General features: G+C 72.5%; 14 protein-coding genes. 5 read left to right on the plus strand and 9 right to left on the minus strand.

Annotation, left to right across the window (positions count from 1 at the left end; all coding sequences use genetic code 11):
* Positions 1–16: 16 nt before the first annotated feature.
* The 4 genes from pyrF to CJZ86_RS08860 form a co-directional block, all read right to left on the minus strand.
* On the minus strand, positions 17–769 hold the full coding sequence (gene pyrF / locus CJZ86_RS08845; RefSeq protein WP_094585582.1) for an orotidine-5'-phosphate decarboxylase: 753 nt from the start codon (positions 767–769) through the stop codon (positions 17–19).
* Entirely contained in the window at positions 769–1,998 is a 1,230-nt protein-coding gene (gene tyrS, locus CJZ86_RS08850; RefSeq protein ID WP_094585650.1) for a tyrosine--tRNA ligase, read from the minus strand. The genes pyrF and tyrS overlap by 1 nt, the downstream gene beginning before the upstream one ends.
* 142 nt (positions 1,999–2,140) lie before the next feature.
* Positions 2,141–3,550 carry a flavin monoamine oxidase family protein gene (locus CJZ86_RS08855; protein ID WP_094585583.1) on the minus strand — a complete coding sequence of 470 codons (1,410 nt, stop codon included), beginning with the start codon at positions 3,548–3,550 and terminating at the stop codon, positions 2,141–2,143.
* Positions 3,551–3,556: 6 nt separating this feature from the next.
* Positions 3,557–3,880, minus strand: a complete 324-nt coding sequence (locus tag CJZ86_RS08860) for a DUF1825 family protein (protein ID WP_094585584.1) — start codon at positions 3,878–3,880, stop codon at positions 3,557–3,559.
* A gap of 176 nt (positions 3,881–4,056) precedes the next feature.
* Here CJZ86_RS08860 and CJZ86_RS08865 point away from each other — a divergent pair, with 176 nt between their 5' ends.
* The 5 genes from CJZ86_RS08865 (at position 4,057) to CJZ86_RS08885 (ending at position 8,015) form a co-directional block, all read left to right on the plus strand.
* The gene (locus tag CJZ86_RS08865; protein ID WP_158219534.1) at positions 4,057–4,761 is read left to right on the plus strand and encodes a response regulator transcription factor; all 705 of its coding nucleotides are present in this window, start codon (positions 4,057–4,059) and stop codon (positions 4,759–4,761) included.
* A gap of 33 nt (positions 4,762–4,794) precedes the next feature.
* Positions 4,795–5,487, plus strand: coding sequence for a ComEA family DNA-binding protein (locus tag CJZ86_RS08870; RefSeq protein ID WP_094585586.1), 693 nt, complete (start codon positions 4,795–4,797; stop codon positions 5,485–5,487).
* Positions 5,484–6,101: a hypothetical protein gene (locus CJZ86_RS08875; protein WP_094585587.1), complete on the plus strand. Its 618-nt coding sequence runs from the start codon at positions 5,484–5,486 to the stop codon at positions 6,099–6,101. Before CJZ86_RS08870 ends, CJZ86_RS08875 begins: the two co-directional genes overlap by 4 nt.
* A 48-nt stretch (positions 6,102–6,149) precedes the next feature.
* On the plus strand, positions 6,150–7,655 hold the full coding sequence (locus CJZ86_RS08880; protein WP_094585588.1) for a leucyl aminopeptidase: 1,506 nt from the start codon (positions 6,150–6,152) through the stop codon (positions 7,653–7,655).
* 84 nt (positions 7,656–7,739) lie between these two features.
* Positions 7,740–8,015 (plus strand): hypothetical protein, encoded by a 276-nt coding sequence (locus CJZ86_RS08885; RefSeq protein ID WP_094585589.1) that lies wholly within the window; start codon positions 7,740–7,742, stop codon positions 8,013–8,015.
* 8 nt (positions 8,016–8,023) lie between these two features.
* On the opposite strand, the gene CJZ86_RS08890 is transcribed toward CJZ86_RS08885, so the two are convergent.
* The 5 genes from CJZ86_RS08890 to fabZ all read right to left on the minus strand — a co-directional run bounded on the left by CJZ86_RS08890 (position 8,024) and on the right by fabZ (position 11,448).
* Complete coding sequence (locus CJZ86_RS08890) at positions 8,024–8,227, minus strand: hypothetical protein (RefSeq protein WP_094585590.1); 204 nt, start codon at positions 8,225–8,227, stop codon at positions 8,024–8,026.
* Between the two features lie 150 nt (positions 8,228–8,377).
* Positions 8,378–9,004, minus strand: coding sequence for a peptide-methionine (S)-S-oxide reductase MsrA (msrA, locus tag CJZ86_RS08895; protein ID WP_094585591.1), 627 nt, complete (start codon positions 9,002–9,004; stop codon positions 8,378–8,380).
* Positions 8,995–10,194, minus strand: coding sequence for a lipid-A-disaccharide synthase (gene lpxB / locus CJZ86_RS08900; RefSeq protein ID WP_094585592.1), 1,200 nt, complete (start codon positions 10,192–10,194; stop codon positions 8,995–8,997). The genes msrA and lpxB overlap by 10 nt, the downstream gene beginning before the upstream one ends.
* Complete coding sequence (gene lpxA / locus CJZ86_RS08905) at positions 10,194–11,000, minus strand: acyl-ACP--UDP-N-acetylglucosamine O-acyltransferase (protein WP_094585593.1); 807 nt, start codon at positions 10,998–11,000, stop codon at positions 10,194–10,196. Before lpxA ends, lpxB begins: the two co-directional genes overlap by 1 nt.
* A 19-nt stretch (positions 11,001–11,019) precedes the next feature.
* Positions 11,020–11,448, minus strand: a complete 429-nt coding sequence (fabZ, locus tag CJZ86_RS08910) for a 3-hydroxyacyl-ACP dehydratase FabZ (protein ID WP_094585651.1) — start codon at positions 11,446–11,448, stop codon at positions 11,020–11,022.
* Positions 11,449–11,472 lie beyond the last annotated feature (24 nt).

Genomic DNA, 11,472 nt, shown 5'->3' on the forward strand with positions numbered 1-11,472 from the left:
GCCGGCCGGAGCTGATTCAGCCCAGTTCGGCGCAGCAGGCCGCGAAGGCCGCCGCCGGGTCGGCGGCGCCGCTGATCGGGCGCCCGATCACCAGCTGGCTGGCGCCGGCCGCCACGGCCTGTGCCGGTGTCATCACCCGCCGCTGATCGGCCGCGTCACTGCCGGCGGGACGGATCCCGGGGGTCACCAGGGCGAAGGGCCGGGGATGGGCGGCCCGCAGCCGGGCCACCTCCAGGGGGGAGCAGACCGCTCCGGTGAGGCCGGCGGCCGCCGCCAGCGCCGCCAGCTGACCCGCGTAGGCCTCCAGCGGAGGTTCGATGGCCAGCTCGTGGCGGAAGCGGTCGGGGTCCCAGCTGGTCAGCACGGTCACCGCCAGCAGGGTGGGGGCGCCCAGCCCCTCCTCGGCGGCCCCCTCCTCGGCCGCGGCCTGGGCGGCGGCGAGGGCCTCACTGCCGGCGCAGGCGTGCACGGTGATGAGTTCCGCCCCCAGCCGGGCGGCGCTGCGGCAGGCGCCGGCCATGGTGGCGGGGATGTCGTGGAACTTCAGATCCAGGAACACCCGCAGGCCCCGCCGCCGCAGCTCCCGCACCACGCCGGGTCCGGCGGCGGTGAACAGCTCCAGGCCCACCTTCACCCAGCGCAGCTCCGGGACCGCCGCCGCCAGGGCCAGGGCCGCCTCGGCGTCGGGGCGGTCGAGGGCGAGGATGATCCGCTCGGCCGGGTCAAGGGTGGGCTCCATGGCGGTGCCGGGGCGTGCAGCGTCCACCATCAGGCCACCAGGCGCCGGAAGGTTTTCTTGCCCAGCTGCAGCACCTTGCCGTCCAGTTCCTCGGCGCTGGCGAACTCCTGGTTGGGGTCGCTGAGCTTTTCGCCGTCGAGCTTGACGCCGCCCCCCTGGATCTGGCGCCGCCCCTCGCTGCTGCTGGCGCAGACCTGCAGGGCGCTGAGCAGGTAGAAGGCCTTCAGCGGGAAGGCCAGCCCGGCAAGGGAGGCCTCGGGCACGCTGTCCGCGCTTATCTCCCCCGATATCTTGCCCGCTCCGGCGAGGCCGGCGCCCACCAGCCCGGCCGCATCCCCCTGGGCCTGCAGGGCCGCGTCGCGCCCATGGCGGCTGGCGGTGACCTCCAGGGCCATGGCCTTCTGCCGCTCCCGGGGGTTGGCGGGCAGGGCCGCCGTGTCCAGATCGGTGAGCAGGGTGAGGTAGTCCTCCACCACCGCGTCCGGCACCTTCTCGAGCTTGGAATACATGGAGAGGGGGTCCTCCATCAGCCCCACCGTGTTGCCCAGGCTCTTGCTCATCTTCTGCACCCCGTCGAGGCCGGGCAGGATCGGCAGCAGCAGCCCGAACTGGGGCCGCTGGCCGAAGTGGCGCTGCATGTCGCGCCCCATGGCCACGTTGAACTTCTGGTCGGTGCCGCCCAGTTCCAGGTCGGCGGCGACGGCCACCGAGTCGTAGCCCTGCAGGAGGGGATAGAGGAACTCGTGCAGGCTGATGGGGGTGCCCGAGCCGTAGCGGTTGGCGAAGTCCTCCTTGGCCAGCATCTGGCCCACGGTGCTGATGCCCAGCAGCTCGATCACCTGGGGCAGCGCCAGGTCGGCGAGCCACTCGGAATTGCGCCGCACCTCCAGCCGGCCGGGGGTCTCGAAGTCGAGCAGGGAGCGCTCGGGGGGCTGGCCCTGGCCCAGCTGGGCCAGGTAGGTGGCGGCATTGGCCTCCACCGCCGCCGCGTCCAGCTGCACGCGGGTGCTGCTCTTGCCGGTGGGATCGCCGATGCGGGCCGTGAAGTCGCCGATGATCAGGACCGCCGTGTGGCCGGCGTTCTGGAAGGCCCGCAGCTTGCGGAACAAAATGCTGTGGCCGAGGTGGATGTCGCTGCCGGTGGGGTCGATGCCCAGCTTTACCCGCAGGGGCCGGCCCTGGCGTTCCGCCTCCGCCAGCCGGGCCTCGAGCCGCTGATCCGGGTCGGGATCCTTGCCGGCGGGGAACAGGTCAGCCATGCCCCGGGCCAGGGCGTCGGCCAGCGGCGGCACCGCCAGCGGATCTCCCGGCCGTTCGGCCTGTTTCGCGTGCTCCGCTCCCCCCATCGACACCAGCCGCCTGCCTGGGGGGGATGGTAGGCAGCCGTGGTGCTCCGCTCGCTCAGCCCAGCAGGGCCACCACATCGGCCGCGGCCCGCTCGCCGCTGGCCACCGCACCCTCGAAGAAGCCCGGCCAGCGCTCCGCCACCTCCGTGCCGGCCCAGAACACCCGGCCGTGGGGCCGCAGCAGGGCGTCGCCGCTGCCGGTCCACAGCCCGGGGGGCATCCAGCCGGCAAAGGCGCCGCCGACGAAGGGCTCCCGCGGCCAGTCCTTCTCGACGTAGTCGAGCGGCTCCAGCGCCATCGGGCCGAAGTAGGCGGCCAGATCCTCCAGGACCGCCGCCCGGCGCTGCTCGGCGTCCAGGGTCGACCAGCGCCCGTGGCGGCGGCCCGCCACGAAGGCGGCGATCACCCCCAGACCGGTTTCGGGATCGGAGCTGTCGGCGCAGAGTTCCACCCAGGGGCGATCGCCGATGCCGATGCCGGCCAGTCCGGCCTCCCGCCACCAGGGGCGGTCGTAGGCGACCAGCACCTTGGTGCAGCGGCCCATGGCCATGCCCTCCTGGAGGGCGAGCCGATCGGCCGGCAGCTCGGGCGTGAAGCGGATCGCGCCCGCCATCGCCGGCGGCATGGCCACGATCACCGCCCGGCAGCGGTGGCTGGCGTTGTCGGTGGTCACCGTGATGGCGCCCTCCGCACCGGGGCCCGAGGGACCCTCGCTCTGGTGGATGGCCCGCACGGGCTCCCCCAGCACCAGGGCGTCCCCCAGGCCTTCGGCCAGCAAGGCCGGCAGCTGGCCGGCACCGCCGTGGATCAGCTCCTCCTCGGGGTGGTCGCCCTGGGAGGCCGTGCGCTGCCCCCAGGCCACGTGCAGCAGCGACACCTGCTCCGGCTCCGCCGGCCCGAGAAAACCGACGGCCCGGCAGAAGTAGGCGAAGTACCAGGCGGCGAAGGGGGTGTGGGTGTTGGCCTCGATCCAGTCCTGGAAGCTCAGCCGGTCAAGGGCGGCGGCGTCGGGATGGTGATGGGGATGGCCCTCCGGCAGGGACACCACCAGCTCCTGGAAGCGCTCCAGGGCCTGCATCGCGTCTTCCCAGTCCGCCCTGGGCACCGAGGGTGGCTGCCCCTCCGGGAACCCCTGGAAGAAGCCGCTGAAGGTGCAGCGATGGGAGCCGAAACAGAGGACCGTCTCGCCGTCGTGGGGGGAGGGGAAGCGGCGCAGGCCGTGCTCCTCGAGCAGGGAGCGGAAACGGGAGTGGGTGGCGCCCACCCACTGACCGCCCAGGTCGATCCAGGCGGCGAGCTGGCCCCCGGCTGGCCCGGCCCCCGCCACGTTCAGGGGCGCCCGCACCATGCGGCCGCCCACGGCCGGCGCCGCCTCGATCACCTGCACCGTCAGGCCGGCCCTGCGCAGGTCCCTGGCGGCCACCAGCCCGGCCAGCCCTGCCCCGACGACGATGACGTCCTTCACGCCGGATCAGCCCGCCGCATCCAGCTGGCCCTTCATGCGCTCGAGGGTGAGGGTCATCTGTTCGAACATCTTCTCGGGGGTGAGGCCGAACTGGCCCAGCTGGGTGCGCAGCTGTTCGACGGTGAGCTTGGCCTGGAAGTCCTCGGACAGTTCGAAGCGCTTCATGAACACCTGATAGCGCTCCATCATCTCCTCCATCCGCTCGATGTACAGCTTCTTGCCCTCGCGGTCGAACTTGCCGTATTCACTGCCCAGCTGCATCAGCTGCTGGTAATCGCTGAACAGCCGCTTCGCTTCGTCCTGGACGATCTCGGAGTCGAAGAAAGCCATGGGGACGTCTGCTCCGGACTGCGGGAGAGATCGATTCTGCAGAGACCGGGCACCCCTGGGGAGTGCGGATCCACGTATCGCGGTGCCCGGCCCGCCATGGCCGATACCGAAATGGAGCCGATTCCCTTGTGAAGATGGCTGGCCCCCATCGCTGGGGTGTCCCCGCCGCTGCGCCCGTGGACCTCACCCCCCTGCTGCCCCAGGTGCGTGACGACCTCAGCCGGGGACTGGCGCTGCTCAACGGTGTCCGGCTGGTGCTGTGCCTGGGCAGCCGGGCCCAGATCACCCTGCTGATGGGCACGCCCGCCCGGATCCTGGGGGCCGCCACCACCGCCGCCGAGGGGCTCGCCCAGGTGCGCCGCCATCGACCCGCCCTGCTGCTGGTCAGCGACCGGCTGGAGGAGGGCTGCGGCGTCGACCTGGTGGTGCAGGTCAAGGCCCGCCACCCCGAGGTCCGCACCCTGCTGCTGGTGACCCAGGAGCACCGCTTCGCCCGGATCCGCCAGGCCCTGCAGGCGGGCTGCGACGGCATCGTGTCGGAGTCGCGGCTGCTCGGCTCCGGCCTCCAGGCCCTGCATGCCGTGCTCAGCGGCGACCTGTACCTCGACCGTGCGCTGGTCGGGGCGGTCCTGGCGGACCAGGAGCCCGGCGGTGACGCCGCCGAGCCGCTCAGTGCCCGGGAGCGGCAGGTGCTCGAGCGGGTGGTGCACGGCCTGACGAACCACGAGATCGCCGGGGAGCTGATGGTTTCCGTCGACACCATCAAGACCCACGTGCGCAACGTGCTGCTCAAGCTGCGGGTCCGGGGCCGGATCCAGGCGGTGGTGATCGGCCTGCAGCTGGGCCTGGTCGACTGGCCCCGACCGGGAGGCACCCGCTAGTTTCAGGCCCGACGTGCGCGCGCTTGGGCCTCCATGGCAGGACGCCACTGGCTGGATCCCCTGGCCCGCCGCCTGCTGGAGGCCACCGGCCAGCTGCCGCCGCTGCCGCCATCACCGCCGCAGCCAGGGGCCGCCGGGACTGGGGCCGCCGGGATGGGCGCTGAAGAAGCGGTCGAGCGGGAACTGCTCGCCCTCAAGCTGGCCCTGAACCCGGCGCTGCGGTTCCGGGATGGGGCCGAGGTGCGCCAGGCGGCTGCCCTGGGCTGGAGCCTCGAGGTCAACCTCGCCGAGGCCGGCGACTGGCTGCGGCTGCCCGGCTGCCCCCCTGAGCTGGTGGACCGGCTGATCCGGCTTCAGGGCGAGGGTCAGCAGTGGTCGGGCCCCGGGGATCTGGCCGCCGGGCTCCAGGTGTCCTCCGCCCAGGTGGGGATCTGGCTGCCGGTGCTGCGCTTCCGGCGCCGGGGCCAGCCCAGGCCTTCGCCCCTGCCGCCGCCACTGGCGATCAACCAGGCCTCTGAACGGCTGCTGCAGGAGCGGCTCGGCCTGGGGCCGGAGCGCTGCCGCTGGCTGCTGCAGGAGCGGGCCCGCCAGCCCTTCCGGGACCTGGCCGATCTCCAGCACCGCCTGGAGATCTCCCCCGAGCAGGTGGAGCGCTGGATCGGCCGGTTCCGCTACGACGCCGCCCCGGGGCCGGTGCTGCCCCCGGCCCCGGGGCGGGCCCGATGAGTCGGCAGGGGGAACTGTTTCCGGCGGCGGCGGTGGCCGGCGCCCCGCTGCCTGCTTCGCTGCCCCTGTGGCGGGAGCAGCTGCTCGCCTGGCAGGCCCGACTCGCCGACCATCAGGCGCCGCTCTATGCCGCCACCGGTGCCGCCGCCGCTGCCGCCGCCCCCCTCCAGCAGGGGCAGCTCTTCCCCGTCCCCGCCGACCCCGGCGATCCCCTGGAGCAGGCGCGGCGCCTCGATCCCCTCAGCCTCAGCCCCCAGAGCCTGTCCTTCTGGCGCTGGCCCCGGCTTCCCCAGCAGGGGGCGGCCCTCTATCTGGTGATGGATCGCCCGCCCCAGCTGTCGCTGCCCCTGTTGCTCTACGTCGGCGAGACGGGCCGGGCCGACCAGCGCTGGAAGGGCGACCACGACTGCAAGGACTATCTGGCGGCCTACGGCGAGGCCCTGGCGCGGGCGGGCCTGGAGGCGCGGCCGAGCATCCGCTTCTGGTCGGACGTGCCGGCGGCGGTCGCCCCCCGCCGGGCCCTGGAGCAGGCCCTGATCCGGCGCTGGCTGCCCCCCTTCAACAAGGAGACGCGGGACCGCTGGGCCACCCCGTTCACGGCCGATCCCGCCTGAATTCCAGGGCTGGCCTGGCTACGATCACGGGCCGCCTGCGCTGGGTCCATGGAGTTTCGCTGTCTTGCCGTTGACCGGGACGGCCAACGTCCCCTCACGGAGAGCTGGACGGGGGACACCCTGGTGGTGGGTCTGTTCGCCGGCGGCGGCAGCGGCGACGGGCGGGACCTGGTCGAGGAGCTGGTGGGGGAAGCCCTCGAGGGCTGGCTGCAGCGCCGCCGCTTCGAGGCCAAGAGTGGCCAGACGATCACCCTGGAGCGGCCCGGCGGCACCCCGGCGACGCTGATCCTGGTGGGCCTGGGGGATCCGGCCGAGTTCGGGCTGGACGCCCTGCGCCAGGCCGGTGCCGGTGCGGCCCGCACGGCCGCCAGCGCCGGTGCCGAGGAGCTCGGCCTGTGGTTCCCGCTGGAGGGGCTCGAGCCGGCGGCGGCGGCGGCGGCGATGGCGGAGGCGGTGCGGCTCGGCCTCTATGACGACCAGCGTTTCAAGAGCGAGGCCGAGCCCCGCCCCCTGCCGGCCCGGGTGACCGTGCTCGGGCTGGGGGAGGCCGCGGCGGCGGGCCTGGCCCATGTGGCAGCCACCTGCAGCGGCGTGGAACTGGCCCGGCGGCTGGTGGCGGCTCCGCCCAACAAGGCGACCCCCCAGTCGCTGGCCGACGAGGCCGCCGCCATCGCCGACGCCTTCGGGCTCGAGCTCAAGGTGCTGGAGCGGGCCGACTGTGAGGCCCTCGGCATGGGGGCCTACCTGGGGGTGGCCCAGGGCTCCGACCTGCCCCCCAAGTTCATCCACCTCACCATCAGGCCCACCGGAGAGGTGACCCGGCGGGTGGTGCTGGTGGGCAAGGGGCTCACCTTCGATTCCGGCGGCTACAACCTCAAGACGGCCGGCTCCCAGATCGAGATGATGAAGTACGACATGGGCGGCAGCGCCGCGGTGCTGGGGGCGGCCCGCGCCATCGCCGAGATCCGTCCCGCCGGCCTGGAGGTGCACGTGATCGTGGCCAGCTGCGAAAACATGATCAGCGGCGGCGCCATCCACCCGGGTGATGTGCTCACCGCCTCCAACGGCAAGACCATCGAGATCAACAACACCGACGCGGAGGGGCGCCTCACCCTGGCCGACGCCCTCGTCTACGCCTGCGGCCTGGAGCCCGATGCCATCGTCGATCTCGCCACCCTCACCGGCGCCTGCGTGATCGCCCTGGGCGAGGAGATCGCCGGACTCTGGTCCCCCAGTGACGGCCTGGCCGAGGCCCTGATCGCCGCCGGCACGGCCGGTGGCGAGGCCCTCTGGCGCATGCCCCTGCGCGGTTCCTACAAGAAAGGGCTCAAGAGCCACGTCGCCGACATGAAGAACACCGGCCCGCGGCCCGGGGGCTCGATCACCGCCGCCCTCTTCCTGCAGGACTTCGTGACCCGGGGGCTGCCCTGGGCCCACCTCGACATCGCCGGCACCGTCTGGAGCGACAAGGCGAGGGGGCTGGATCCGGCGGGGGCCACCGGCTTCGGGGTGCGCACCCTGGTGGCCTGGCTGGTGGCGGGCGCCGCGGTCTGAACGGCAGCGCCGCCGTCCCCGGCGGCTTTGGCGGCCGGAGCTTGCGGCCTAGGTTTGCTTCCAGACCAGACAACGCATCGCCCCATGGCCGTTCACAAGATCCGCTGGTACGTGAAGGCCCAGCTCGGTGTGCTCCTGCTCCCCGCCGGGCTCTGCCTCTTCGGGGAGGGGGTGATCCGCAAGGGCATCCAGACCTGGTCGGCCCTGGCGGCGGCGGCCGACCAGGGGCAGTCGCTGCCGGAGGCCGGCCCCTGGGTCTGGTACGGGGCCCTGGGCCTGATCCTGATCAACGCCGGGGTCGGACTGATGATCGAGAGCGGCCTGCTGCGTGGCTATCCCCGCACCCCGCCCCGGGCCTGAGCCACCCCTCAGACCGCCACCGGCTCGGTGTCGCCCCTGCCGGGGATGTGGGCGTGCAGTTCGGCGGGGGATTCGAGGCGGTGGATCTGCCAGGTGGCCTTGTCACCGAAACGGGCCTGGAGCTTGTCGAGATCGTCGGACGCCTGCCTCGGGCTCGCGTAGGGCCCGATGTGGCGCGTCTGCAGACCGTCCCGGATGGTCAGCAGATACATACAGAAGCCCTCCGGTGATGGAACAAACGCTAAGGCATTTTCCCGGTCGCGACAGGGGGGGAAGGGCTGTTCGGATTCCCCTGCGGCTGATCGGCATCACCGCCGATGTACGCCCTGCCAAAGGCCCGTCAGAAGGGCTCCGGCGCTGGCTCAGCCGCCCTGCCAGCGCTGGCTGGTGCGGGCCCGCCGGCCCCAGACCGTGTCCAGGCGCCGGTCGCGGCCGCAGGACCAGCGGTAGTAGTTGTACCGGACGCCGTTCCGCTTGGCGTAGTTCTGGTGGTAGCCCTCCGCCGGCCAGAACTTCGCCAGGGGCCGGATCGTCACTTTGATCGCCGCCGCCGGCTTGCCCAGCTCCCGGGCGGCCGCCACCAGGCTGTTGCGGGCCTCCACGGCCTGGTTGGCGCTGGTGGTGAAGATCACGGGCCTGTAGGAATCGCCGCGGTCGCAGAACTGGCCGCCGCCGTCGAGGGGGTCGATGTTGCGCCAGTAGGCCCGCAGCAGGGTGTCGTAGCGGATCTCGGTGTTGTCGAAGCGCACCCGGACCACCTCCTGATGGCCGCTTCCGCCGGCCGAGACCTGCCGGTAGGTGGGGTTGGCCCCCTTGCCGCCGCTGTAGCCGCTCTCCACGTCGAGGACCCCGGGGAGCACCTCCAGATCGTGCTCCAGGCACCAGAAGCAGCCCCCGGCCAGCACGGCCTCCTCGGTGGCCGCCAGGGCCGGTGCCACCGGCCCGCCGAGGGCGAGCAGCAACCCCAGCAGCAGCGCGATCAGTCGCATGGCGTGTGTCCCGAGAACGGTTCGAGGATGGCCGTCGCCGCCCGGCGGGTGACGCCCGGCTCCCCCAGCTTCTGCCGCAGCCGAACGTAGCCCTCCTGCACCCGCTCCCGTGCCCCGGAGGCGGGATCGAACAGGGGCAGCAGGGCCGCCAGGATGGCGTCCGGGGTGAAATCGTCCTGCAGCAGTTCCGGCACGAGCCGTTCCTCCAGCACCAGGTTCACCGGGGAGATGTGGGCCACGTTGAAGTGGATCACATGTTTCGCCAGGAACGCCGTCGGCCGGCTCACCCGGTAGCCGGTCACCTGGGGCACCCCCCGCAGGGCCAGTTCCAGGTTGGCGGTGCCGGATTTGGTCAGGGCGGCGTCGGCCGCGGCACAGAGCAGGGGCCGCAGGGCATCGGCCTCACCGGCCGGGATCACCCGCACCGCCGTGGCTCCTGCCGCCCGCATGGTCTCGGCCAGGACCGCCTCGAACCCCGGCAGGCCGGCGGGAAGCAGCACCTGCAGGTCGGGATGCTGCCGCTGCAGCAGGGCCACCGCAGCGGCCATCGGCGGCAGCACGTAGCGCAGCTCCTGCCGCCGCGAGGCGGGCAGCATCAGCAGCACCGGCGCCTCCGCCGGCAGGCCCAGCCGCTGGCGGGCGTCCTGCCGGGAGGGGCGCTGCTGCAGGGTGTCGATCAGGGGGTGGCCCACCCAGGTGACCTGGGCGCCGCGTGCGGCGTAGAAGCTGGCCTCCTCCGGGAAGATCGCCAGAATGCGGTCGGTGAAGCCGATCAGCCGGGTGGTGCCGCCGTCGCCCAGGCGGAAGGCCCACTCCTGGGGAGCGATGTAATAGGTGATGGGCACATGGGGGTACAGCCGCCGCAGGCGCAGGCCCAGGTTCACGTTGGCCCCCATGTAGTCGATCAGGACCACCGCATCGGGGGGGTGCTGCTTCAGCCAGCGGCGCACCCTGGCCTGCAGCTTGAGGGTGGGAATGACCAGCGGGATCGGCTCCCACAGACCGATGGCCCCGAGTTTGGTGGTGTCCGCCAGGAGCTGGGCCCCGGCCCGCTCCATCCGACTCCCCCCGAGGGCCACCACATCGAGGGGCAGGGAACGGCGGGCCGCCTCCTCGTGCAGGGCCTTGACCAGCAGGGAGCCCTGCAGATCACCGGAAACCTCCCCGGTGCTGACCAGCAGTCGCACCATCAGCGCTGGGCCGGCAGCGGTCCGCGCCGGCCCGGCCCCACCGAGGCCTCCAGAAAGGCGCACAGCTCGTCGGCCGCGGCCAGCAGGGGCCGCTCCCTGGCCTGGCGCAGGGCGGCGGCCAGCACCAGATCGCTGCGGTAGATGAGGGTCCAGAGATCCTGCAGCTGGCGGAACTGGGCGCCGTCGTCCAGCAGGGCCATGCCGCTGCGGCGCAGGCCGACGCGGTTCAGTCCCCGGATGCGGCCGGGGTGGCCCTCCACCGTCATGAACGGGGGCACGTCCCGGTCGATGCGGCTCATGCCGCCCACCATGGCCAGGCTGCCGATGTGGACGAACTGGTGGATGCCGAGCACGCCGCCGATCACGGCCCGCTCACCGATCACCACGTGGCCCGCCACGGCCACCCCGTTGGCGATGACGATGCGGTCGGAGAGCTGGCAGTTGTGGCCGATGTGGCTGTAGGCCATCAGCAGGTTGCCGTTGCCCAGCACGGTCCGCTCGCCCTCGGCGGTGGCGCGGTTGATGGTGACGCACTCCCGGATCGTGTTCTCATCGCCCATCACCACTTCGGTGGGGGCGCCGCCGTACTTGAGGTCCTGGGGCTCGAGGCCGATGCAGGCCCCCGGGAAGATCCGGTTGCCCTTCCCCATCCGCACCCGCCCGTCGATCACCACGTGGGGACCGATGCGGCTGCCCTCGCCGATCTCCACCTCCGGACCGATCACCGCATAGGGGCCGATCTCCACACCGGAGGCCAGCCGGGCCCTCGGATCGACCAGGGCGGTGGGATGCACCGATGTCGTCATGGCTGCACTCGACATCGCGTCAGTCCACGAGCGAGAACATCAGCTCGCCGGAGCAGACCCGCTCGCCATCGACGGTGGCGGTGGCCTGCACCTTGCCGAAGCGCTTGCGCTTGAGGCTGAGCAGTTCGCAGGTGATCAGCAGCTGGTCGCCGGGAACGACGGGCCGCCGGAAGCGGACCCCGTCGATGCCGGCGAAGACGAACAGCCCCTTGGGCAGATCCGGCATCTGGGTGACGATCAGGCCGCCCACCTGGGCCATGGCCTCGACGATCAGCACGCCCGGCATCAGGGGCCGGCCGGGGAAATGGCCCTGGAACTGCGGTTCGTTGAAGGTGACGTTCTTCAGGGCCACCGCCCGCTGGCCGGGGACGTACTCGATGACCCGATCCACCAGGGCGAAGGGATAGCGATGGGGCAGCAGGTTGAGGATCTGTTCGCTGCTGAGCACCACGGACCGGGCCGTGTCCGCAGC

The organism is Synechococcus sp. BO 8801 (assembly GCF_002252675.1).
Taxonomy (GTDB): domain Bacteria; phylum Cyanobacteriota; class Cyanobacteriia; order PCC-6307; family Cyanobiaceae; genus Cyanobium.

Excerpts from the sequence above, each read along its gene's own strand:
- lpxA (WP_094585593.1), bottom strand. The coding sequence starts at position 11,000 with ATGACGACATCGGTGCATCCCACCGCCCTGGTCGATCCGAGGGCCCGG.
- CJZ86_RS08875 (WP_094585587.1), top strand. The coding sequence starts at position 5,484 with ATGAGTCGGCAGGGGGAACTGTTTCCGGCGGCGGCGGTGGCCGGCGCC.
- msrA (WP_094585591.1), bottom strand. The coding sequence starts at position 9,004 with ATGCGACTGATCGCGCTGCTGCTGGGGTTGCTGCTCGCCCTCGGCGGG.
- CJZ86_RS08870 (WP_094585586.1), top strand. The coding sequence starts at position 4,795 with ATGGCAGGACGCCACTGGCTGGATCCCCTGGCCCGCCGCCTGCTGGAG.
- CJZ86_RS08860 (WP_094585584.1), bottom strand. The coding sequence starts at position 3,880 with ATGGCTTTCTTCGACTCCGAGATCGTCCAGGACGAAGCGAAGCGGCTG.
- pyrF (WP_094585582.1), bottom strand. The coding sequence starts at position 769 with ATGGTGGACGCTGCACGCCCCGGCACCGCCATGGAGCCCACCCTTGAC.
- tyrS (WP_094585650.1), bottom strand. The coding sequence starts at position 1,998 with ATGGCTGACCTGTTCCCCGCCGGCAAGGATCCCGACCCGGATCAGCGG.
- CJZ86_RS08885 (WP_094585589.1), top strand. The coding sequence starts at position 7,740 with ATGGCCGTTCACAAGATCCGCTGGTACGTGAAGGCCCAGCTCGGTGTG.
- lpxB (WP_094585592.1), bottom strand. The coding sequence starts at position 10,194 with ATGGTGCGACTGCTGGTCAGCACCGGGGAGGTTTCCGGTGATCTGCAG.
- CJZ86_RS08890 (WP_094585590.1), bottom strand. The coding sequence starts at position 8,227 with ATGTATCTGCTGACCATCCGGGACGGTCTGCAGACGCGCCACATCGGG.
- CJZ86_RS08880 (WP_094585588.1), top strand. The coding sequence starts at position 6,150 with ATGGAGTTTCGCTGTCTTGCCGTTGACCGGGACGGCCAACGTCCCCTC.